Source organism: Angustibacter speluncae (genome assembly GCF_054777815.1).
Genome location: NZ_BAAHAF010000206.1, coordinates 29,479 through 51,388, shown reverse-complemented (window position 1 = coordinate 51,388; position 21,910 = coordinate 29,479). Strand labels below are relative to the sequence as shown.

At 74.9% G+C, this 21,910-nt stretch carries 20 protein-coding genes; 16 read left to right on the top strand and 4 right to left on the bottom strand.

Going from position 1 to position 21,910, the window contains the following annotated elements:
* A partial coding sequence (locus ACYVKY_RS22125) for an endonuclease/exonuclease/phosphatase family protein (RefSeq protein ID WP_460437145.1) occupies positions 1-454 on the top strand: 454 nt, incomplete at its 5' end.
* A gap of 15 nt (positions 455-469) precedes the next feature.
* Here ACYVKY_RS22125 and ACYVKY_RS22120 read toward each other — a convergent pair.
* From ACYVKY_RS22120 to ACYVKY_RS22110, 3 genes are all read right to left on the bottom strand, one after another.
* Complete coding sequence (locus ACYVKY_RS22120; protein WP_460437144.1) at positions 470-1,726, bottom strand: ornithine cyclodeaminase, nickel-pincer nucleotide-dependent; 1,257 nt, start codon at positions 1,724-1,726, stop codon at positions 470-472.
* Between the two features lie 70 nt (positions 1,727-1,796).
* A complete protein-coding gene (locus tag ACYVKY_RS22115; protein WP_460437143.1) occupies positions 1,797-2,438 on the bottom strand; it encodes a hypothetical protein in 642 nt (213 codons plus the stop codon).
* Positions 2,435-3,208, bottom strand: a complete 774-nt coding sequence (locus ACYVKY_RS22110; RefSeq protein ID WP_460437150.1) for an alpha/beta hydrolase — start codon at positions 3,206-3,208, stop codon at positions 2,435-2,437. Before ACYVKY_RS22110 ends, ACYVKY_RS22115 begins: the two co-directional genes overlap by 4 nt.
* A 154-nt stretch (positions 3,209-3,362) precedes the next feature.
* Here ACYVKY_RS22110 and ACYVKY_RS22105 point away from each other — a divergent pair, with 154 nt between their 5' ends.
* The 8 genes from ACYVKY_RS22105 (at position 3,363) to ACYVKY_RS22070 (ending at position 11,109) form a co-directional block, all read left to right on the top strand.
* A complete protein-coding gene (locus ACYVKY_RS22105) occupies positions 3,363-4,259 on the top strand; it encodes a lysophospholipid acyltransferase family protein (protein ID WP_460437142.1) in 897 nt (298 codons plus the stop codon).
* A gap of 13 nt (positions 4,260-4,272) precedes the next feature.
* Positions 4,273-5,469, top strand: a complete 1,197-nt coding sequence (macS, locus tag ACYVKY_RS22100; protein ID WP_460437141.1) for an ATP-binding protein — start codon at positions 4,273-4,275, stop codon at positions 5,467-5,469.
* A 79-nt stretch (positions 5,470-5,548) separates the two neighbouring features.
* Positions 5,549-6,211 carry a response regulator gene (locus tag ACYVKY_RS22095; RefSeq protein ID WP_460437149.1) on the top strand — a complete coding sequence of 221 codons (663 nt, stop codon included), beginning with the start codon at positions 5,549-5,551 and terminating at the stop codon, positions 6,209-6,211.
* A 192-nt stretch (positions 6,212-6,403) separates the two neighbouring features.
* Positions 6,404-7,312 carry a 4-hydroxy-tetrahydrodipicolinate synthase family protein gene (dapA, locus tag ACYVKY_RS22090; protein ID WP_460437140.1) on the top strand — a complete coding sequence of 303 codons (909 nt, stop codon included), beginning with the start codon at positions 6,404-6,406 and terminating at the stop codon, positions 7,310-7,312.
* Positions 7,309-8,994 (top strand): ribonuclease J, encoded by a 1,686-nt coding sequence (locus tag ACYVKY_RS22085; RefSeq protein WP_460437139.1) that lies wholly within the window; start codon positions 7,309-7,311, stop codon positions 8,992-8,994. The genes dapA and ACYVKY_RS22085 overlap by 4 nt, the downstream gene beginning before the upstream one ends.
* A gap of 104 nt (positions 8,995-9,098) precedes the next feature.
* Positions 9,099-9,233, top strand: coding sequence for a hypothetical protein (locus tag ACYVKY_RS22080; protein WP_460437138.1), 135 nt, complete (start codon positions 9,099-9,101; stop codon positions 9,231-9,233).
* A gap of 206 nt (positions 9,234-9,439) precedes the next feature.
* Positions 9,440-10,300, top strand: coding sequence for an alpha/beta fold hydrolase (locus tag ACYVKY_RS22075; RefSeq protein WP_460437137.1), 861 nt, complete (start codon positions 9,440-9,442; stop codon positions 10,298-10,300).
* Positions 10,297-11,109, top strand: coding sequence for an LLM class oxidoreductase (locus tag ACYVKY_RS22070; protein WP_460437136.1), 813 nt, complete (start codon positions 10,297-10,299; stop codon positions 11,107-11,109). The genes ACYVKY_RS22075 and ACYVKY_RS22070 overlap by 4 nt, the downstream gene beginning before the upstream one ends.
* Position 11,110: 1 nt before the next feature.
* Here ACYVKY_RS22070 and ACYVKY_RS22065 read toward each other — a convergent pair whose 3' ends face one another.
* Complete coding sequence (locus ACYVKY_RS22065; protein WP_460437135.1) at positions 11,111-13,357, bottom strand: MMPL family transporter; 2,247 nt, start codon at positions 13,355-13,357, stop codon at positions 11,111-11,113.
* A gap of 94 nt (positions 13,358-13,451) precedes the next feature.
* Between ACYVKY_RS22065 and ACYVKY_RS22060 the strand changes: the two genes are divergently transcribed.
* The 7 genes from ACYVKY_RS22060 (at position 13,452) to ACYVKY_RS22030 (ending at position 21,814) form a co-directional block, all read left to right on the top strand.
* The gene (locus ACYVKY_RS22060) at positions 13,452-13,931 is read left to right on the top strand and encodes a MarR family winged helix-turn-helix transcriptional regulator (RefSeq protein WP_460437134.1); all 480 of its coding nucleotides are present in this window, start codon (positions 13,452-13,454) and stop codon (positions 13,929-13,931) included.
* A gap of 173 nt (positions 13,932-14,104) precedes the next feature.
* Positions 14,105-14,494 (top strand): single-stranded DNA-binding protein, encoded by a 390-nt coding sequence (locus tag ACYVKY_RS22055; protein ID WP_460437133.1) that lies wholly within the window; start codon positions 14,105-14,107, stop codon positions 14,492-14,494.
* A gap of 79 nt (positions 14,495-14,573) precedes the next feature.
* Positions 14,574-17,336 (top strand): DNA translocase FtsK, encoded by a 2,763-nt coding sequence (locus ACYVKY_RS22050; protein WP_460437132.1) that lies wholly within the window; start codon positions 14,574-14,576, stop codon positions 17,334-17,336.
* 69 nt (positions 17,337-17,405) lie between these two features.
* Positions 17,406-18,917: a MiaB/RimO family radical SAM methylthiotransferase gene (gene rimO / locus ACYVKY_RS22045; protein WP_460437131.1), complete on the top strand. Its 1,512-nt coding sequence runs from the start codon at positions 17,406-17,408 to the stop codon at positions 18,915-18,917.
* A complete protein-coding gene (gene pgsA, locus ACYVKY_RS22040) occupies positions 18,914-19,570 on the top strand; it encodes a CDP-alcohol phosphatidyltransferase family protein (protein ID WP_460437130.1) in 657 nt (218 codons plus the stop codon). Before rimO ends, pgsA begins: the two co-directional genes overlap by 4 nt.
* Positions 19,571-19,581: 11 nt before the next feature.
* On the top strand, positions 19,582-20,091 hold the full coding sequence (locus ACYVKY_RS22035) for a CinA family protein (protein WP_460437129.1): 510 nt from the start codon (positions 19,582-19,584) through the stop codon (positions 20,089-20,091).
* Between the two features lie 232 nt (positions 20,092-20,323).
* Complete coding sequence (locus ACYVKY_RS22030) at positions 20,324-21,814, top strand: S8 family peptidase (protein WP_460437128.1); 1,491 nt, start codon at positions 20,324-20,326, stop codon at positions 21,812-21,814.
* Positions 21,815-21,910 lie beyond the last annotated feature (96 nt).

Sequence of the window (21,910 nt, the reverse complement as noted above, 5' to 3'; positions counted from 1 at the left end):
CGTCGCCGCCGGGAACCGGCTGCCGGTGCGCGGGTGGCGCACGCGGCCGCGCGGGTGCGTCCGCGCCCTGGTGTCGCTGCCCGGCACGGCGCCCGTGGCCGTCACCTGCCTGCACCTCGGGCTGGACGAGCGCGAGCGCGCCCGGCACGTCGAGCTGCTGCTCGCCGCCCAGCCCGCGTCCGGCGGTCCGCCGGTGGTGCTCGCCGGCGACCTGAACGAGCGTCCCGACGGCGCGTCGTGGCGCTCGCTCGCGGCCCGGGCGGTCGACCCCGACCCTGACGGGCCGCCGACGTTCCGGTCGGCCCGGCCGCGGCACCGCATCGACGCCGTGCTGGTCGACCCCGCGCTGACCACGGCGTCGTACGGCTACCCGGACGGCGTCGACGAGGCCGACGTGGTGGCCGGCAGCGACCACCGCCCGGTGCTCGCCGAGGTCGTCCTGCCCCGCGCCTGACGGCGGCGCGTCCGGTCAGGGGCGCGGGCGGTCCGGCACCAGCTCGTCGGCGAGCTGCTCGAGGAACAGGCCGATGTCGGTGACGACGCCCCGGGCCTGCGACGACCCCCGGTCGGCGAGCTTGACCACGGTGGCCGGGTTGATGTCGACGCAGACCAGCGGCACCGACGCGGGCAGCAGGTTCCCGGTGGCCACCGAGTGCAGCATCGTCGCGACCATGATCGCGAAGCCGACGTCGTGCAGCTGCGCGCGCATCCGGCGCTGGCCCTCGATCACGTCCGTCACCACGTCCGGGAGCGGACCGTCGTCGCGCACCGACCCGACCAGCACGAAGTCCTTGCCCTCGCTCACCAGCGCGTGCATGACGCCCGAGGCGATCACGCCGTCCTGGACGGCCTGCGCGATCGAGCCGGACCGGCGCACCAGGTTGATGGCGCGGATGTGGTGCTCGTGGCCGTGCTCGACGCCCTGGCCCTTGCTGAGGTCGACGCCGAGCGAGGTGCCGAAGATCGAGGACTCGATGTCGTGGGTGGCGATCGCGTTGCCGCCGAACAGCACGTCGACGTAGCCGGCGCGCACCAGCGCCACCATCGCCGGCGCCGCGCCGGTGTGCACGACCGCCGGACCACCGACCCACAGGATGCGCTTGCCGGCCTCCTTGGTGGCCCGCATCTCCTCGGCGATCTGGCGCACGAGCAGCGCCTGCGGCTTCTCCGAGGAGACCTCGGAGTTCATGAACTCGAAGACCTGGTCCTCGTCGGTCTTCGCGATCGCGCGCACCACCCGCACCCCGGACGGCCCGCACACGACCCGGTCACCCTGTCGGGCGTCCGAGATCGCGATCGTGCGGACGGCGAGGTCGCCGTCCGCCGAGGTGCCGGTGACCAGCAGACCGCAGTCCATCTCGGGCTGCTGCACGTCGACCCAGTGGCCCTCGAGGCGCACCTGGGTGGGCAGGTTCGTGGTGGAGTAGAAGTCGACCGGGAAGACGCCGTCGGCGTCGACCTCGCGCACGACCGCCTCGCCGGGCTCGACCATGTTGACGCCGTGCACGTTGAGCCGCATCAGGATGGTGGCGAGCCGCTCCTCGTCGTCGGCGGTCACCAGGATGCGCGCGTACGACTCGTCGCCGGAGTCCTTGCCCACCTCGAGCCGCTCGATGACGTAGTCGCCGCCCAGGGCGCGCACGTCGCTCGCGCACCGGCTCAGCACGCCGGAGTCGAGCAGGTGGCCTCGGATCTGGACGGTCTCCTGGGCGCGCGCGCTGGTCATCCGGGCAGGCTCCTTCGGCTGGTCGTCCCCGGGCGGGGAGGGCGGGGCGACGGTACCGGGTCGACGCGGGTCAGACCTCGGCGCCGTCGTCGTCCTCGTCGCGGTCGGGCATGCGGACCACGAGGGTGACGAAGCCGGCGACGAACGCGAGCACGGCGGCGCCGATGAGCAGCGACGGGGCGGAGCGCCACGCCAGCGCCGCGACGAGCAGGAACACCGGGCCGCCCAGCGCGCCGAGCCAGGCCAGCGTGGTCAGCGGGTCGCCGCCGCCGAGCGGGGGCGGCTCCGGCGGGACGAAGTGCTCGTCGAGCGCCGCGAGCAGCGGGTCGTCGTCGGCGAGGTCGTCGCGGCGCACCGGCGGGCGGGGCGCCGGGCGGCTCGCGTCGTCGGTGGGCACCACCCGCGACGACGTGGTGGGCGCCGCGGGGGGTGGGGTACCCGCGTCGAGGACGTCACCGGCCGGGCCGTCGGCCGGACGCTCGTCGCGGGTCTCCGCGGTGGCGATGGCGTCGGCGTCACCGGTCGCGGGGTCGTCGGTCGCGTCGTCGTCGGTCGCGTCGCCGTCGGGTGCGCCACCCTCGGCCACGGGGTGCTCGGGCGCCTCCCCGGACCGCACCACGCGGACGTCGTCGCCGTCGACGCCCCAGTGGGCGACGATCTCGGCCCAGGCCGCGTCGACGTCGAGGTCGCCGTCCCCGTGCCGCTCGCTCACGCCGGCACCCCGCTCGAGACGCGGGAGACGAACTCGCGGCTGCGGGCGAAGACCAGCGGGGCGTCCTCGTCGAGGGTGGCCACGTGGTAGCTGTCGTGCAGCGTGACGTCGGTGAGGTCGGTGCTCGACACCCGGGCCTTGACGTACTCCCCGCTCGAGAGCGGGACGACGTGGTCGACGGCCGAGCGCATCAGCAGCATCGGCGCGGTGACCTGCGGCAGGTCGCGCTTGACGTCGGCGAACAGCTGGAGCGAGGAGTGCAGCGCATGCAGCGGGTTGTGCGCGTACGCCGACTCGGCGACCCCCTGCTTGCGGATGTCGCTCGCGATGCCGGGCAGCGCCGGCACCACGTGCCGCAGCAGCGGCAGCGCCAGCATCTGCACCGAGCGGAACGGCAGCACCCGTCGGTCGGTGGCGTGCACGCAGGGGTTCACGAGCATCAGGCCGGCGACGGCGTCGGGGTGGTGGATCGCGAGCCGCAGCGCGAGCGCCCCGCCCATCGACAGGCCGCCGACGAAGACCCGCCCGTGGGCGGCGGCCAGGTCGAGCAGCTCGTTCTCGACCGCCGCGTACCAGTCCTGCCAGCGGGTGCGGTTCATCTCCTGCCAGGTGGTGCCGTGGCCCGGGAGCCGCGGGACGCTCACCGTGCGGCCGTCCTCGGCGAGCGCGGACGCCCAGTCGGCCATGCTCCCGGGGGTGCTGGTGAACCCGTGGCACAGCAGGACGGCGACGTCGCCGCCGTCGTGACGGATCGGTTCGGCACCAGGCATCAGCGGCACCTCCTCATGGTGTCACGGGGTCGCCGACCGCGACCAGGGATCCGGGCCACCGGGTCGTCCGTCACCCGCACGCGCGCCGTCCGGATGGCCGTAGAGTCGACGCCGACGTGCGGGGACGCCGCGGCGTCGGACGGAAGGCGAGCGGTTGTTCTACTGGGTGCTGAAGTCGATCGTGCTCGGGCCGCTGCTGCGCGCCCTGTTCCGTCCGTGGGTCACCGGGCTCGAGCACGTGCCGGACAAGGGCCCGGCGATCCTGGTGAGCAACCACCTGTCGTTCTCCGACTCGTTCTTCCTGCCGCTGGTCGTGCCGCGCCGCATCACCTTCCTCGCGAAGTCCGACTACTTCACCGGGCGCGGGGTGAAGGGCCGGCTCACGGCCGGGTTCTTCCGCGGCGTCGGCCAGGTGCCCGTCGACCGGTCCGGCGCCGGTGCGGGTGACGCGGCGCTGCGCACCGGCCTGCGCGTGCTGGGCCAGGGCGACCTGCTCGGCATCTACCCCGAGGGCACCCGCAGCCCGGACGGGCGGCTCTACCGCGGCAAGACCGGCGTGGCGCGGATGGCGCTCGAGGGCCGCGTCCGGGTGCTGCCCGTCGCGATGGTGAACACCGACAAGGTGCAGCCGATCGGGCAGAAGGTCCCGAACATCAAGCGGGTCGGCGTGAAGATCGGTGCCCCGCTCGACTTCTCGCGCTACGAGGGCATGGAGGACGACCGTCTCGTCCTGCGCTCGATCACCGACGAGATCATGTACGAGCTGATGAAGCTGTCCGGCCAGGAGTACGTCGACGTCTACGCCGCGACGATGAAGGACCAGCTCGCCGACGCGATGAAGGAGCGGGTGGCCCAGGCCCGCGCCCGCGCCCAGGCCGCCGCCGCGACGGCGGCCGGTCGCGCCGCCGACGCCCGCGCCCGCATCGAGGCGGCCCGCGACGAGGCCGTCGCCGCCCGGCAGCACCGCTCGGTCGACCTGTCCGAGTTCCCGGACGACGACCCGACCTACGACCCCGAGCTCGACCGCCGCGACGACCGCGCCGCCGACTGACGTCCCCGCTGCCGTGACCGCGGACCCCACCCCGGCGCCCGCGCCCACCGACGCCGGCCGCCGCGGCCGCCGCGACCTGTCCCAGCGCCACCGCGACCTCGGGTTCGCCGCGGCGCTGTGGCGCGCCGTCGACGTCTTCCGCGTCGTGGCGGTGCTCTACGCCGTCGCCGCCTACGCCACCCGCGAGGAGCCCTACCGGCACCCGCTCCTGGGCTGGACGGTGCTCGCGGTGATGGCGCTGTGGTCGGCGTTCGTCTGGCTGGCCCCGCGGCGCCGGGTGTGGCTGCTCGTCGCCGACCTCGCGCTGGCCTGCGTCGCGGTGCTCATGACGGCCGTCGTCGACACGCCGGCGCTGGCCTCGGCCACGAACACGCTCCCGCTGGTGTGGCCCGCGGCCGCCGTGCTGTCGTGGGCGGTCTGGCGCGGCCCGCTGACCGGCGTGCTCGCCGCGCTCGCGGTCGGCGCCGCCGACCTCGTCGTGCTCGACCCGCTCGACCGCTCCGCGCTGCACAACATCGTCCTGCTGCTGCTCGCGGGCGCGGTGGTCGGCTTCGCCGCGGAGCTGTACGAGCGCAGCCGACGCGAGCTGGCGTCCGCGCTGGAGCAGGCCGCCGCCGCGCGCGAGCGCGAGCGGCTCGCCCGCGACATCCACGACTCGGTGCTGCAGGTGCTGGGGTACGTCCAGCGCCGCGGTACCGAGCTCGGCGGGGAGGCGGCCGACCTGGCGGCGATGGCCGGCGAGCAGGAGGTGCGGCTGCGGTCGCTGGTCTCGGCCGGGGGAGCCGACCCCGCGGTCGACGGCGACCCGGACGCCGCGGTCGACCTGCGCGACCTGCTGCTGCCGCTCGCGTCGTCCCGGGTCACGGTCTCGGGCCCGGCGACGCCGGTCCCGCTGGCGGGGGTCGCGGCGCGCGAGCTGGCCGCGGCGGTCGCGGCCTGCCTGCACAACGTCGCCCAGCACGCCGGCGAGGGCGCGCGGGCGTTCGTCCTGGTCGAGGACGAGGGCCCGGCCGTGCTGGTCACGGTGCGCGACGACGGCGTCGGCATCGAGCCGGGGCGGCTCGAGCAGGCCGAGGTGGACGGCCGGCTCGGCGTCTCGTCGTCGGTGCGCGGACGGGTGGAGGACCTCGGCGGCACCGTGGCGCTGTGGTCGCAGCCCGGCCAGGGCACCGAGGTCGAGCTCCGCGTCCCGCGTCCGACCTCGCCCTAGGGTTGGGATCGTGACCAGCGACGCGACCGCCAGCCCGTCCGACCCCGGCGCCACGCCGCCGTCCGAGCAGGGTGCCCCCGTGCGCGTGCTCGTGGCCGACGACCACCCGATGTGGCGCGAGGCGGTGGCCCGCGACCTCGAGGACGCGGGCTACCAGGTCGTCGCCACCGCGGCGAACGGTGCCGAGGCGGTGCGCCGGGCGGCCGCGACCTCGCCGCAGGTCGTCCTGGCCGACCTGCAGATGCCCGGCGTCGACGGCGTCGAGGCCACCCGCCAGATCGTGGCCGCCGACCCGCGGGTGCGGGTGCTCGTGCTGTCGGCCAGCGGTGAGCAGGCCGACGTGCTCGAGGCGGTCAAGGCGGGCGCCACGGGGTACCTGGTGAAGTCGGCGTCGCGCGAGGAGCTGCTCGACGCCGTGGGTCGCACCGCGCGCGGCGACGCCGTGTTCACGCCCGGCCTGGCCGGGCTCGTGCTGGGCGAGTTCCGGCGGATGTCGACCGAGCCCGCGGTCGACCCCTCCTCGGGCGTGCAGAGCACCCTCACCGAGCGCGAGACCGAGGTGCTGCGGCTGGTCGCCAAGGGCCTGTCGTACAAGGAGATCGCCGGGCGGCTCGTGCTCTCGCACCGCACCGTGCAGAACCACGTCCAGAACATCCTGGGCAAGCTCCAGATGCACAACCGGGTCGAGCTCGTCCGCTACGCCATCGCGACCGGTCTGGAGGACCTTTCGCAGGAGGACTGAGTCGTCCCTCCGGACGATCCGGTGCGTCCGGAGTTGCCACAGGGCACCCCGATGGGGCAATGATGGTCCCGGAGCGGTCGTTGCCCGGACCCCCGAGCGGGCAACGACCGCTTCTTCGCGCCCAGGGGGACGCCGCACGTCCCCGGCGGTGCGAGGACAGCCCGCAGGGCCCGCGGCGGTAGGTTGGAGCCCATGTCCACGGCCCCCTCGGCGCTCGCGCCCCGCCGCCCCTTCGGCGCCGTCCTGACGGCGATGGTCACCCCGTTCGACGCGGACGGGAAGCTCGACCTCGAGGGCGCGGCCCGGCTGGCCACCCACCTGGTCGACGCGGGCGACGACGGCCTGGTGGTCAGCGGGACGACGGGCGAGTCGCCCACCACCACCGACACCGAGAAGTCCGACCTGCTGCGCGCCGTGGTCGAGGCGGTCGGCGACCGCGCCCACGTGCTGGCCGGGGTGGGCACGAACGACACCGCGCACACCAGCGAGCTCGCCCGCCAGGCCGCCGCGGCCGGCGCCGACGGCCTGCTGGTCGTCACCCCGTACTACTCCAAGCCGCCGCAGGCCGGCCTGCTGGCGCACTTCACCGCGGTCGCGTCCGCCACCGACCTGCCCGTGATGGTCTACGACATCCCCGGACGCTCGGGCGTGCCGATCGAGTCGGCGACCCTGGTGCAGCTGGCCCAGCACCCGAACGTGGTGGCGGTCAAGGACGCCAAGGACGACCTGTTCGCCTCCAGCGAGGTGATGGCCGCCACCGACCTCGCCTACTACGCCGGCAGCGACGCGCTGAACCTGGCCCAGCTCACCCAGGGCGCCGCGGGCATGGTCACCACGGTCGGCAACCTCGCGAGCCGCGAGCTGGTCGAGCTGGTCGCGGCCGTCGACGCCGGCGACCTGGTCCGCGCGCTCGACCTGCACCGCCGGCTGCTGCCGCTGGTGCGCGCCGTCATGATGTCGACCCAGGGCGTGCTGACCTGCAAGGCGGGTCTGCGCCACCAGGGCGTCCTCGCCCACACCACCGTGCGTCCGCCGCTCGCGGACGCCACCGACGAGCAGGCCGCGGCCGTCCGCGCCGCGCTGGAGGAGCTCTCTTCGTGAGTCACCCGCACCCCGAGCTGTCGCTGCCCCCCACCCTCGCACCGGGCGCCCTGCGGATCGTCCCGCTCGGCGGGCTCGGCGAGGTCGGCCGCAACATGGCCGTCCTGGAGATCGACGGCAAGCTGCTGATCATCGACTGCGGGGTGCTGTTCCCCGAGGACCACCAGCCGGGCGTCGACCTGATCCTGCCCGACTTCGAGTACATCGCCGACCGGCTCGACGACGTGCAGGCGATCGTGCTCACCCACGGCCACGAGGACCACATCGGCGGCGTGCCGTACCTGCTGCGGCTCAAGCCCGACATCCCGCTGCTCGGCTCCCAGCTCACCCTCGCGCTGATCGAGGCGAAGCTGAAGGAGCACCGCATCCAGCCGCTGACGCTGTCGGTCCGCGAGGGCCAGCGCGAGCGGCTCGGCCCGTTCGACTGCGAGTTCGTCGCGGTCAACCACTCCATCCCGGACGCGCTCGCCGTCGCGGTGCGCACCTCGGCCGGGCTGGTGCTGCACACCGGCGACTTCAAGATGGACCAGCTGCCGCTCGACGGCCGCATCACCGACCTGCGGGCGTTCGGCCGGCTCGGCGAGGAGGGCGTCGACCTGTTCATGGTCGACTCCACCAACGCCGAGGTGCCGGGCTTCACCACGCACGAGCGCGAGATCGGGCCCGTGCTCGACCGGGTGTTCGCCGGCGCCGAGCGGCGCGTCATCGTCGCGTCGTTCGCCTCGCACGTGCACCGCGTGCAGCAGGTGCTCGACACCGCGTACGCCCACGGGCGCAAGGTCGCGCTGGTCGGCCGGTCGATGGTGCGCAACATGGGCGTCGCGGCCGACCTCGGCTACCTCACCGTGCCGCCCGGCATCCTGGTCGACGCCAAGCAGATCGACGACCTGCCCGACGACCAGGTGGTGCTGATGTGCACCGGCTCGCAGGGCGAGCCGATGGCCGCGCTGTCGCGGATGTCGAACAACGACCACCCGGTGCGCATCGGGCAGGGCGACACCGTGATCCTCGCGTCGTCGCAGATCCCGGGCAACGAGAACCCGATCAACCGCGTCATCAACGGCCTCACCCGGCTCGGCGCGACCGTCGTGCACCAGGGCAACGCCAAGGTGCACGTCTCGGGCCACGCGTCGGCCGGCGAGCTCCTCTACTGCTACAACGTGATCCGCCCGCGCAACGTCATGCCGGTGCACGGCGAGGTGCGGCACCTGCACGCCAACGCCGAGCTGGCGCGCCGCACCGGCGTGCCGGCCGAGCGCGTCGTCGTGGTCGAGGACGGCGTCGTGGTCGACCTCGTCGACGGCGCAGCCAAGGTGGTCGGGGCCGTGCCGTGCGGCTACGTCTACGTCGACGGCTCCTCGGTCGGCGAGATCACCGACGCCGACCTCAAGGACCGCCGCATCCTCGGCGACGAGGGCTTCATCTCGATCTTCGTGGTCGTCGACTCCTCGTCCGGCCAGGTCGTGGTCGGGCCCGAGATCGCCGCCCGCGGCGTCGCCGAGGGCGACGACGTGTTCGACTCGATCAAGCCGCAGGTGACGCAGGCGCTGCTCGAGGCCACGGCCAAGGGCACCACCGACGTGCAGCAGCTGCAGCAGGTCGTGCGTCGCGTCGTCGGCCGCTGGGCCGGCACCAAGCTGCGCCGCCGCCCGATGATCATCCCGACCGTCGTCGAGTCGTAGGAGCCGGACGCGGTCGGACCGCCCGGCTCGGCGCCGGGCCGGCCGGCAGGGGCGTAGTGTCGCAGGACGGAGTCGCTCAGGCTTCCTAGCGCTGGGAGACAGCCATGTCCGACAAGTCACCTCGCCAGCACCTCAGCAAGAAGGCCGGCAAGACGCTCAAGGAGAAGCGGGCGGCCAAGGCGGCGAAGAAGGGCACGGCCACGGCGGCCGACGCGGTGGGGCAGATCGGCAAGCGGTAGCGGTCCGGGGTGGCGACGGGCGTACCCGCGTCGTCACCCCGCGCCCGGTCCACGGTCGCCTGGCTCGACGCCGGCGGCGTCCGGGCCACGAACGGTTGCGTCGCGGCGCGCGATGCCACCACTCGAGGCGTCGAGGACGCGACCGGTCGTCCGCCCGCGGCAGCGGACGGCCCCGCGGCCGACCGCGCGCCGCTACGGTCCGTGCCGTGGACGCCGAGCGGACGGTGACGGTCGCACCGGGGGTCGAGTTGTGCGTGCAGACGGTCGGTGACCCCGGCGACCCGGCGGTGCTGCTGATCCACGGGGCGTGCGCCTCGATGGTGTGGTGGGAGGACGAGCTGTGCGAACGGCTCGCTGCCGCAGGCCGTCTCGTCGTCCGGTACGACCAGCGCGACACCGGCCGGTCGACGACCTTCCCGGTGGGGGAGCCCGGCTACGCGATGTCGGACCTCGCGCGGGACGCCGTCGGCGTCCTGGACGCCCTGGGGATCGCGCGGGCGCACGTGGTCGGACGGTCGATGTCGGGCGGCACCGCCCTGCACCTCGCCCTCGACCACGCCGAGCGCGTCGCGTCGGTGACGTTCGTCGCGACGACCACCGGGGACGACGACCTGCCCCCTCCCACAGCGGAGTTCGAGACGGCGACCGCGGCGCTCGGACCGCCGGGGGACGGCGACGAGGCCGCCGTCGAGCAGATCACGCAGGCCGTGCTGGCGTACGCCGTCGGCTCGCCGCTCGCCGACGCCGACCACGTGCGGGCGCTCGCGCGGATCGACGTGGCCCGCACGCGGGACCTGGCGGCGGCGCAGACCAACCACGTCGTGATGGACTTCGACGCTCCGCGCGGCGGCGGCTTCGGTGACGTGGCGGTGCCGGCGCTCGTCGTGCACGGCGAGGTCGACCCGTGCTTCCCGCTGGAGCACGGCCGGGCGCTGGCCCGCGCCGTCCCGGGCGCGCGGCTCGTCGTGCTCGCGGACACCGCGCACGACGTCCCGCCACCGCGGTGGGACGACTTCGTCGACGCGCTGGTCGAGCACACCGGGCGGGCCCAGGGGGAGGCGCGATGACCGTGCGGTGCGGGCTGTGGGTGCCGCTGTTCGACGAGCTGGCGGACCCCGCGACGGTGGTGCGGCTCGCGGCCGAGGCCGAGGAGCGCGGCTGGGACGGGTTCTTCGTGTGGGACCACGTGGCGTGGCGCGCCCCGGTGCGGGCGGTGGCCGATCCGTGGGTCGTGCTGTCGGCCGCCGCCGCCGTCACCGAGCGCATCCTGCTCGGGCCGATGGTGACGCCGCTGGCGCGCCGCCGCCCGGTGAAGGTCGCCCGGGAGACCGCGAGCCTGGACCGGCTGTCCGGCGGGCGCCTGGTGCTGGGGGTCGGGCTCGGCAGCGACCGGTTCGGCGAGGAGCTCTCGCGCACCGGCGAGGAGACCGACGACCGGGTGCGGGCCCGGGCGCTCGACGAGTCGCTGGCCGTGCTGCGCGCCGCGTGGACCGGCGAGCCCGTGCACCACCGCGGCGAGCACCACCTCGTCGACGGGCTCACCTTCGAGCCGACGCCGGTGCGCGGAAGAGTCCCGGTGTGGGTCGCGGGGTTCCCCGGCAACCGCCGTCCGGTGGTGCGGGCCGCCGCGCACGACGGCTTCTTCCCGGTGAACCTGCAGGCGCCCGACCAGCTCGCGGAGGCGGTCGGTGTGCTGCGGCAGGTGCGCGGCGGCGACGCCCGACCGTTCGACGTCGTCACCTCCGTCGGCCGCGACGCCGACCCCGCGCCCTGGGTGGACGCGGGGGCGACGTGGTTGCTCACCGACTTCGACGCCTCGCCGCTGTCGCTCGACGACGTGCGCGGCGTCCTGCGCGACGGCCCCCGGCGGGTCTGACTCAGCCCACCGGCGCCGGCTCCGGCTGCTCCTCGACCGCCACGTGCTTGCCGCGCGCGGGGTGGCTCGGCCACCAGAACCGTTCTCCCAGCAGGGTCACCAGCGCCGGCACCAGCAGGCTCCGCACCACGACGGTGTCGAGCAGCACGCCGAAGCCGACGATGACGCCGATCTGGGCGAGCTGCACCAGGGGCAGCACGCCGAGCACCGCGAACACCGCGGCGAGCAGCACGCCGGCGCTGGTGATGACGCCGCCGGTGACCGCGAGCGCCGTCACGACCGCCTCGCGGGCAGGGGCGCCGCGGACGGCCTCCTCGCGCGCCCGGGTGGTGAGGAAGATGTTGTAGTCGACGCCGAGCGCCACGAGGAACAGGAACGCCAGCAGCGGGGTGCTCACCGCGAGCGGCGGGTACCCGAGCAGCTGCTCGAAGGCGAACCAGCTGGCGCCCATGCTGGCGACGTACGTCGCCACCACCGTCAGCACCAGGACGATCGCGGCCACCACCGAGCGCAGCAGCACCAGCAGCACGCCCAGGACGATCGCGAGGATCACGGGGAAGAGCAGCAACCGGTCGCGCGAGGTGGTGTCGCGGGCGTCGAGCGCCTCGGCGTCGGCGCCACCGACCAGGGCGCCCGCGTCCTGCTGCGTGGCGACCCGGCGGAGGTCGCGCACCTGGTCGAAGGCGGCCCCGGTGCCCGGCTCGGCGTCCGTGACGACCGAGATCGGCACGACCGACCCGTCGCCCTCGCCGGGGGTGACCGACACGACGCCGTCGACGCCCTCGACCGCGGCCGCGACGTCCTCGGCCCGGTCGGCCGACGCGATCACCAGCGCCGGCTCGCTCGTGCCGGCCGGGAACGCCTCGGCCAGCTGCTGCTGGCCGACGACGGCCTCGGGCTCGACGAGGAACTGCTCGTCCGGTGCCTGGCCGACCCGCAGGCTCACCAGGCCCGACGCCAGGACGCCGAGCAGCAGCACCGACGCGAGCGAGGTCAGGACCGGGCGCCGGGTGACGACCCAGCCGACCTTGGACCAGAAGCCGGTGCGGGTCGGGTCGGCCTGCCCGACCCTCGGCACGAACGGCCAGAACAGCCGGCGCCCGAACAGCACCATCGCGGCGGGCAGCACGAGCAGCGCGAACACCAGCGCGACGACGATGCCGGTCGCGCCGGCGTAGCCGAGCGAGCGCGCGAACGGGTCGTCGGCCAGGCCGAGGGCCAGCAGCGCGAGCACCACGGTGCCGCCGCTGGCCAGCACCGCGGGCGCCGCCGAGCCGAGGGCGCGGCGCATCGCCTCGTGCCGGTCCTCGACGTGGCGCAGCTCCTCGCGGTAGCGCGCGATGAGCAGCAGCGCGTAGTTGGTGCCGGCGCCGAAGACCAGCACCGAGATGATCCCGGTGACGGCGCCGTCGGCCCGCAGGTCGGTGACGCGGCTCAGCACGGCCAGCAGCTTCGCGGCGACCTGGTCGCCGAGGCCGACCACGGTGAGCGGGACGAGCCACAGCCAGGGGCTGCGATAGGTGAGCAGCAGCAGCACCGCGACGATGGCCGCGGTCGAGGCGAGCAGGGTGATGTCGGCGCCCTCGAAGACCGCGCCGATGTCCGCGCCGAAGGCGGGACCACCGGTCACGGCGACCTGCAGACCGTCGGGCAGCCCGTCGCGCAGGGCCGAGCGCAGCTCCTCGACCACCTCGCCGAGCTGGCCGTCGGGCACGTCGGCGGGCAGCGGGACGACCCCCAGCGCCGTCGTGCCGTCCTCGGACACCTGGGGTCCGGACGGCGGTCCGCCCGGGGCGCCCCCGCCGGGCGCACCCTGGGCAGGTGCGCCCTCGCCGGGTGCGCCCTCGCCGGGTGCGCCCTCGGCGGGCGCACCGCCCTGGGCGGCGTCGAGACCGGCCTCCTCGAGCAGCGGCAGGGCGACCTCGAGACCGCGACCGGTGGCCTCGCCGACCGCCGCGAGGTCGGCGTCGTCGAGCGCCTCGCCGTCCTCACGGGTGAACACGGCGATCGCGGGGGACACCCCGGACGACGGCAGCCCGGCCTGCACCGCGGCGGCGCGGGCCGACTCGGCGTCGTCCGGCAGCGAGGCCGCGGTGTTCGCGACCGGCTCCGCCTCGCCGCCGAGGGCGAGGAAGGCCCCGGAGCACGCCACCGCGACCGCCACCACGGCCCACTTCAGCCGCCGCCCGGCCAGCGGGCCGAGCACCCGTCCGGCCGTGCCCACCGGGTGCGTCCCCTGCTCGTCCACGCCTGTCCTCCGCGTCGGTAGTACCATGCTGGAATAGTTCGACGATGGAAACGATAGGGTCGGCCCGACCGGGGTGCAAGTCGGAGGAGCGGTGATGGCGGAGCGGACGGAGCAGGCACGGCGCGAAGTGGCCGCGGCGCTCGTCGACGCCCTGCGCGACTACGTCGTCGAGACCGACGCCTACGTCGACGACCGCGGGGGAGCGGTGGGCCTGCACCGGTCCGACCTGAACGCGCTCACCCACGTCCACCGCGCGGCGCAGTCGGGCGAGAGCCTGACGCCGGGCGCCCTCGCCCAGCTGCTGCGGCTGAGCCCGCCCGCGACGTCGGCGCTGCTCGGTCGCCTCGAGCAGGTCGGGCACGTGCACCGCACCCACTCGCCGACCGACCGGCGCCGCGTGCAGATCGAGATGACCGAGCAGGCGAGCGGGGTCGCCTCGCAGGTGTTCACCCCGCTCGGCATCGCGGTCGGACGCGCGATGGACGGCTACTCCGACGAGGAGCTCCGCCTGGTGCTGCGGTTCCTGCTGGACGTCACCGCCGCCACGCACCGCGCCCGCACCGACGCGGACTGACCGCCCGGGGTCCCGGCGGGGCACCCGACCGGCTGCACCGCCGCGTCGTCCACAGGGGCGCCGGACGTCCCTCCGTCCACAGGTCGGTGCCGACAGGCCCCGCGCCGTCGTCCCCGCCGAGCACGGTGGTGCCGACGCCGGGCGGGTGCCCCGGCGGCGGAGGGGACGACGCGATGGCCAGGGCAGCGGTGGTGCAGGACGGGGTGCAGGACGGGGCGCAGGCGCCGGCGCCGGTGAACGAGGTGCGGCTGGTCGGCCGGGTGAGCGCCGAGGTCGAGCAGCGCGAGCTGCCGAGCGGCGACCTGCTGGTGAGCGTCCGGGTGGTGGTGGGTCGGCCGCCGGGCGCCCGCCGCAGGGAGGCCGGTGCCGAGCCGCGGGCGGGCGTCGACACCATCGACGTCGCGTGCTGGTCGGCGCGCACCCGGGCGAGCGCGCTGCGGCTCGCCCCCGGCGACCACGTCGAGGTGCAGGGCGCGCTGCGCCGGCGCTTCTTCCGCGCCGGTGGCGCGGCGGTCAGCCGGTACGAGGTCGAGGCGGCCACGGTCCGCCGGGTCCGGGCGTGAGGGTCCCCCGGGGTGCGCGGGACGCACGTGCGGCGTGTGGCGCGTGTGAACGGTGGGAGATGCCACTAGCCTGCCGATCATGGCGACCCGTACGTCTTCCCCCGTACGCTCCGCCGGCCGAGGGACGACGCGGGCCGCTGCCGGCTCGAAGGGCTCCACCCGGCCGACCGGACGCAAGCAGGCACCTCCTCCCCGCGCGCCCAAGGGCAGCCCGCTGCCGGTCCGCGCGGCCAGGGGCCTGTTCATGGGCACCGCGCACCTGGTGGGGGGCACCGCCCGGCGCATCGGCACCTCGACCTCCGAGCTCGACCCGGAGCTGCGCCGCGACGGCCTCGGCTTCACCCTGCTCGCGCTCGCGATCGTGGTCGCGACGGTGGAGTGGTGGGGCGTGCAGGGCCGGTTCGGCGACGTCGTGCACGCGGTCGTCGCGGGCACCGTCGGACGGGTCTCGCTGGTGCTGCCGCTGGTCCTGCTGCTGTTCGGGCTGCGGCTGATGCGCCGCCCCGACCTGGCTGCCGCCAACGGGCGGATGGGCATCGGCACGACCGCGCTGCTGGTGGCCACCGCCGGCCTGGTGCACGTGGCGACGGGCATCCCCGCGCCGCCCGACGGCGCCGACCGGATGCGCGAGGGCGGCGGCATCATCGGCTACCTCGTCGCCTCGCCGCTCGAGGCCGCGGTGACCGTGTGGGCGACCGTCCCGCTGCTGTCGCTGCTCGCGTTCTTCGCGGTCCTGGTCATCACGGCGACGCCGGTGCACGCGATCCCGGCGCGGCTGCGCGCGCTGTACCACCGGCTCACCCTGCACCCCGCGGCCGAGCAGGACGGTGACGACGACGGGCGCGACTTCCCCGACGACTCCCGCGACCCCGCCGTCAGGCGCGGCCGGCGCGCCCGCCGGCTCGAGGGCGACGAGGCGTTCGAGACCCCGGTCGAAGTGGTGCCCGGCCGCGGCCGGCGCCTCACCGGTCCCAAGCGGCCGGCCGAGCCCGCGGCGCCGGTCGACGACGAGGCAGCGGGCGCCGGCCCCGACGCGACCCCGACCGTCCCTGGGCCGCGCCCCGGCGAGAAGCGGCCCGTGCCCGGTCTGGTGGTGCCCGGCCAGGTCGGCGCCGAGCGCAAGCAGGCGGTCGACCGGCACGAGCAGGCCGCCCTCGAGCCGCCGCCGCACCAGCCGCTGCCCGAGCGCACCGAGCAGCTGCTGCTCGCCGGCGACGTCACCTACTCGCTCCCGCCCAACGAGGTGCTGGCCGCCGGCACGCCGCACAAGACGCGCTCGGCCGCCAACGACCGCGTCGTCGACGCCCTCACCGGCGTGCTCGAGTCGTTCGACATCGACGCGCAGGTCACGGGCTTCAGCCGCGGGCCGACGGTCACCCGGTACGAGGTCGAGCTCGGCCACGGCGTCAAGGTCGAGCGCGTCACCGCGCTGTCGAAGAACATCGCCTACGCCGTCGCGAGCGCCGACGTCCGCATCCTGTCGCCGATCCCGGGCAAGTCCGCGATCGGCATCGAGATCCCGAACGCCGACCGCGAGACCGTCTCGCTCGGCGACGTGCTGCGCTCGCAGGCGGCCCGCCGCAACGAGCACCCGATGCTGATGGGCGTCGGCAAGGACGTCGAGGGCGGCTACGTGGTGGCCAACCTGGCGAAGATGCCGCACCTCCTGGTGGCCGGCGCCACCGGCGCGGGCAAGTCCTCGTTCGTGAACTCGATGATCGTCTCGATCCTGATGCGGGCCACGCCCGACGAGGTGCGGATGATCCTGGTCGACCCGAAGCGGGTCGAGCTCACCGGCTACGAGGGCATCCCGCACCTGATCACGCCGATCATCACGAGCCCGAAGAAGGCGGCCGAGGCGCTGCAGTGGGTCGTCCGCGAGATGGACACCCGCTACGACGACCTCGCGACGTTCGGGTTCAAGCACGTCGACGACTTCAACAAGGCGGTGCGCGCCGGCAAGGTGCAGCCGCTGCCGGGCTCGGAGCGGCGGATCGCGCCGTACCCGTACCTGCTGGTCATCGTCGACGAGCTCGCCGACCTGATGATGGTGGCGCCGCGCGACGTCGAGGACTCGATCGTGCGCATCACCCAGCTCGCCCGCGCCGCCGGCATCCACCTGGTGCTCGCGACCCAGCGCCCGTCCGTCGACGTCGTCACCGGCCTGATCAAGGCCAACGTCCCGTCCCGGATGGCGTTCGCGACCTCCTCGCTCGCCGACTCGCGCGTCGTGCTCGACCAGCCCGGTGCGGAGAAGCTGATCGGCCAGGGCGACGCGCTGTTCCTGCCGATGGGCGCGTCGAAGACGATGCGCGTGCAGGGCGCCTGGGTGACCGAGACCGAGGTCAAGGCAGCCGTCGACCACGTGAAGGGCCAGCTGCAGCCGGTCTACCGCGACGACGTCGCCGTCCAGGCACCGAGCAAGCAGATCGACGACGACATCGGCGACGACCTCGAGCTGCTGCTGCAGGCCACCGAGCTGGTCGTCACGACGCAGTTCGGTTCGACGTCGATGCTGCAGCGCAAGCTGCGGGTCGGGTTCGCCAAGGCCGGCCGGCTGATGGACCTGCTGGAGTCGCGCGGCGTGGTCGGTCCGTCCGAGGGCTCCAAGGCGCGCGACGTGCTGGTCAAGCCCGACGACCTGCCCACCACGCTCGCGCTGCTGCGCGGCGACGACCCGCCCTCCGACGCCGAGGACGCGTTCGACCAGGACGCCCCGGCCGGCGCCGGCGGGGACGAGGGGCCGGGCGACGACCGGTACGCGGGCGACCCGGTCGAGGCGCAGTACGGCGCACCGGACGACGACGAGGACGAGGACGCCTGGAGCCTCACCGGCCGGTGACGGCGGGCGGTGACGGCGGGCGGTGACGGCGGGCGGGGTGGCCCCGGCGCTCGCGTAGGGTGGGGGACCGTGCCGTCCCCCTCCGCGCCCGCCACCGACGCCGCTCCGGCGTCCCGCTCGGTGGCCCTGGTCACCCTGGGCTGCGTGCGCAACGAGGTCGACTCCGAGGAGCTCGCCGGACGCCTCGCGGACGCGGGCTGGACCCTCGTCGACGACGCCGCGGCCGCCGACGTCGCCGTGGTGAACACCTGCGGGTTCGTCGAGCAGGCCAAGAAGGACTCGATCGACGCGCTGCTCGAGGCGTCCGACCTCAAGGACGGCGGCCGCACCCGGGCGGTCGTCGCGGTGGGGTGCCTGGCCGAGCGCTACGGCACCGAGCTCGCCGACCAGCTGCCCGAGGCCGACGCGGTGCTCGGGTTCGACTCCTACGCCGACCTGTCCGGCCACCTGGAGGCGGTGCTGCACGGCGAGCGCCCGGCCTCGCACGTCCCGCGCGACCGGCGCACCCTCCTGCCGCTCAGCCCGGCCTCGCGCCAGGACGCCTCGTCCGCGGTCGCCGTCCCCGGCCACGCGAGCGCCCCCGACCTGCCCTCGGGTCTCGCGCCGTCGTCCGGGCCGCGGGTGGTGCGTCGCCGGCTGGACGGTCGTCCCTGGGCCCCGCTCAAGCTCGCCTCCGGCTGCGACCGGCGCTGCACGTTCTGCGCGATCCCCATGTTCCGCGGCTCGTTCCTGTCGCGGCGCCCGGCCGAGGTGCTCGACGAGGCGCGCTGGCTCGCCGGTCAGGGCGTGCGCGAGGTGTTCCTCGTCAGCGAGAACTCCACCTCCTACGGCAAGGACCTCGGCGACATCCGGCTGCTCGAGACCCTGCTGCCCGAGCTGTCGGCCGTCGAGGGCATCGACCGGGTGCGGGTGTCGTACCTGCAACCGGCCGAGGTGCGGCCGGGTCTGCTCGAGGCGATCGCGCAGACCGAGGGGGTCGTCCCGTACTTCGACCTGTCCTTCCAGCACAGCGCGCCGGCCGTGCTGCGCCGGATGCGCCGGTTCGGCGGCACCGAGCCGTTCCTCGAGCTGGTCGAGCGGGTGCGCGCGCTCGTGCCCACCGCCGGCATCCGGTCGAACGTCATCGTCGGCTTCCCGGGCGAGACCGACGACGACCTCGCCGACCTGCACGACTTCCTCGAACGGGCGCGCCTCGACGTCGTCGGCGCGTTCGGGTACTCCGACGAGGACGGCACCGAGGCCGCCGACCTCGACGGCAAGGTCGACGAGGCCGAGGTGGCGCGCCGGCTCGCCGTCACGACCGACCTGGTCACCGAGCTCGTCGCCCAGCGCGCCGAGGAGCGGGTGGGGGAGCGGCTCCGCGTCCTGGTCGAGGAGGTCGACGAGGACGGCCCGTGGGGCCGCGCCGAGCACCAGGGCCCCGACGTCGACGGCACCACCCGCCTGGTCGACCGCTCCGGCGCGCCCGCCGACGCCGCCGTCGGCGACCTGCTCGACGCCGTGGTCGTGGCGAGCGAGGGCGTCGACCTGGTCGCCGAGCCGGTGGGCGGCAGCGCGTCCGGGGCGGGGCGCCGCTCGTGACCGGCGTGCCGGCCGCCGCCGCGTCCGCTCCCGCGCCGAGCAACTGGAACCTGCCGAACGCGTTGACGGTCGCCCGCATCCTGCTCGTCCCGGTGCTCGCCGTGCTGCTCGTGCACGACGCCGGCACCGACCCGTGGTGGCGCCTGGGTGCGCTCGCGGTGTTCGTGCTGGCCATCGCCACCGACCGCGTCGACGGCGAGATCGCCCGCCGGCGCAACCTGGTCACCGACTTCGGCAAGGTCGCCGACCCGATCGCCGACAAGGCGCTGGTCGGTACGACGATGGTGCTGCTGTCGGTGCTGGGGCTGCTGCCGTGGTGGGTGACGGTCCTGGTCCTCGGCCGCGAGCTCGGCATCACCCTGATGCGGTTCGTCGTCATCCGGCACGGCGTCATGCCCGCCGGCCGCGGCGGCAAGCTCAAGACGGTGCTGCAGTCGATCGCGCTCGGCTTCTTCCTGTTCCCGACCGAGATCTGGCTCGGCACCTGGGCCGTGGTGGTCGGCTGGGTCGTGATGCTGGCCGCGGTCGCCGTCACCCTGGTCACCGGCGTCGACTACGTGCTGCAGGCGGTCACGATGCGCCGCGGCTCGCAGCGCACGGCCGACAAGCAGGCCGCCCGCGAGGCCCGCGAGCAGCCCGGCCCCACCCCCTGACCCGTCCCGCCGTGCCCACCTCCGCCTCCGTCTCCGACGTCGACGACCTCGACGACCTCGCCCGCGAGGTCGTCGGCCGCGCGGTGGCCTCCGGCACGACGCTGGGCACCGCCGAGTCGCTGACCGCCGGGCTCGTGGCGTCCACCCTCGCCTGCGTGCCCGGCGTCTCGGCCGTGCTGCGGGGCGGGGTCGTGTCGTACACCGACGAGGTGAAGGCGCACCTGCTCGGCGTCGACGCGGGCGTGCTGGCCGACCTCGGCGCGGTCAGCGCGCCGGTCGCGGTCGCGATGGCCGAGGGCGCGCGCAGGGCGCTCGGCGCCGACCTCGCCGTGTCGACCACGGGCGTCGCCGGTCCCGGTCCCGCCGACGGCGTCCCGGCCGGCCGCGTGTTCGTGGCGGTCGCCGGCCCCGACGCACCCACCGAGGTCGTGCGCCTCGACCTCGACGGCGACCGCGCCCAGGTGCGCGCCGCCACCGTCGCGCACGCCCTGCGGCTGGTCCGCGCGCACCTGCCGGCCTGAGCGCGCACAGCGCGTCGCGTCAACCAGCCCCCGTCTGGGCCGTGCGGTGGTCGGTGTCACGCACCGTCACCGGCACCCTCGCGGGTGCGAGGGTTTTCCCTACGTTTCGGCGCCAACAGCTCAGATCGGACACGCGCGCGGCTAGGTTCCGTCGGGCCGGAGAGACCACGGGGTCTCGGGGGAGCCGGCGGACGTAGGGAGACCGTTCGTGATCAGCTCAGCGCGTCAGGGCGTGGTGGCACTGTCGGTGCTCGCCGCCGCCGCCCTCACCGGGGCGATGGCTCAGTCGGCTACCGCCGCGCAGCCGACGCTCGCGCCGCTCGCCACCGCCGACGGATCGTCGGCGATCGAGGGCAGCTACATCGTCATGCTCCAGGACCGGGTGTCCACCTCCAGCGCCAAGGACGCCACGCAGCGCGCCGGCGCCAACGGCGCCAAGGTCGACCGGACGTTCACCTCCCTGAAGGGCTACGCGGCCCGGATGGACGCGGCCACGCTCGAGAAGGTCCGCCAGGACCCCTCGGTGGCCTACGTCGAGCAGGACCAGAAGGTCAGCATCAGCACCACCCAGACCGGCGCCACCTGGGGCCTGGACCGCATCGACCAGCGCGACCTTCCGCTGAACGGCACCTACACCTACACGCCGACCGGCGCCGGGGTGAAGGCCTACATCATCGACACCGGCATCCTCACCTCCCACAGCCAGTTCAGCGGCCGCACGGCCGCGGGCTACTCCGCCATCAACGACGGCCGCGGCACCACCGACTGCAACGGCCACGGCACCCACGTCGCCGGCACCGTCGGCGGCAGCACCTACGGCGTCGCCAAGGGCGTGACGCTGATCCCCGTCCGGGTCCTCGACTGCGCGGGCTCCGGCACCAACGCCGGCGTCATCGCCGGCATGGACTGGGTGACCGCCAACCGCTCCGGCGCGTCGGTGGCCAACATGTCCCTGGGCGGCGGCGCCTCGACCGCGGTCGACTCCGCGATCGCGCGGATGACCTCCGCCGGCGTGACCGTCGCCGTGGCGGCGGGCAACGAGAACCAGAACGCGTGCAACGTCTCCCCGGCGCGCGCCCCCTCCGCGATCACGGTCGGCTCGACCACGAACACCGACGCGCGGTCGTCGTTCTCGAACTACGGCTCCTGCGTCGACGTGTTCGCGCCCGGCAGCAACATCACCTCCGCCTGGTACACCTCGACGTCCGCGACGAACACCATCTCCGGCACCTCGATGGCCTCGCCGCACGTCGCCGGCGTGGCCGCCCTGTACCTGCAGGGCAACCCGACCGCGTCCGCGGCCACGGTGACCAACGCGATCACCAGCACCGCCACCACGGGCAAGGTCACCAACGCCGGCTCGGGCTCGCCGAACCGCCTGCTGTACTCGCTGCTCACCGGTGGCGGCGGCACGACGCCGACGCCCACCACGTGCAGCACCACCACCAGCGGCTCGCTGAGCAGCGGTGCCCAGGTCGTCGGCGCGAGCTACACCACGTCCGCGTCCGGCGCCCACACCGGCTGCCTCACCGGCCCGTCGGGCACCGACTTCGACCTCTACCTGCAGAAGTCGAACGGCAGCAGCTGGTCGACCGTGGCCCAGGGCATCGGGTCCACCTCGACCGAGAACGTGACCTACAACGGCACCGCGGGCACCTACCGCTGGGTCGTGCTGAGCTACACCGGCTCGGGCTCGTACACCCTGAAGTACGGGCGTCCGTGACGTCCTGACCCCTCCGGCGGACCCCGCACCCACCCCGGGTGCGGGGTCCGTCCGCGTCCGGGGGGGCGGGACGGCGGACGGACCCCGGAACACCAC

Coding starts and splice junctions, on each gene's coding strand:
- ACYVKY_RS22120 (WP_460437144.1), bottom strand. CDS start 1,726: ATGACCAGCGCGCGCGCCCAGGAGACCGTCCAGATCCGAGGCCACCTG.
- ACYVKY_RS22110 (WP_460437150.1), bottom strand. CDS start 3,208: ATGCCTGGTGCCGAACCGATCCGTCACGACGGCGGCGACGTCGCCGTC.
- dapA (WP_460437140.1), top strand. CDS start 6,404: ATGTCCACGGCCCCCTCGGCGCTCGCGCCCCGCCGCCCCTTCGGCGCC.
- ACYVKY_RS22080 (WP_460437138.1), top strand. CDS start 9,099: ATGTCCGACAAGTCACCTCGCCAGCACCTCAGCAAGAAGGCCGGCAAG.
- ACYVKY_RS22070 (WP_460437136.1), top strand. CDS start 10,297: ATGACCGTGCGGTGCGGGCTGTGGGTGCCGCTGTTCGACGAGCTGGCG.
- ACYVKY_RS22060 (WP_460437134.1), top strand. CDS start 13,452: ATGGCGGAGCGGACGGAGCAGGCACGGCGCGAAGTGGCCGCGGCGCTC.
- ACYVKY_RS22055 (WP_460437133.1), top strand. CDS start 14,105: ATGGCCAGGGCAGCGGTGGTGCAGGACGGGGTGCAGGACGGGGCGCAG.
- ACYVKY_RS22050 (WP_460437132.1), top strand. CDS start 14,574: ATGGCGACCCGTACGTCTTCCCCCGTACGCTCCGCCGGCCGAGGGACG.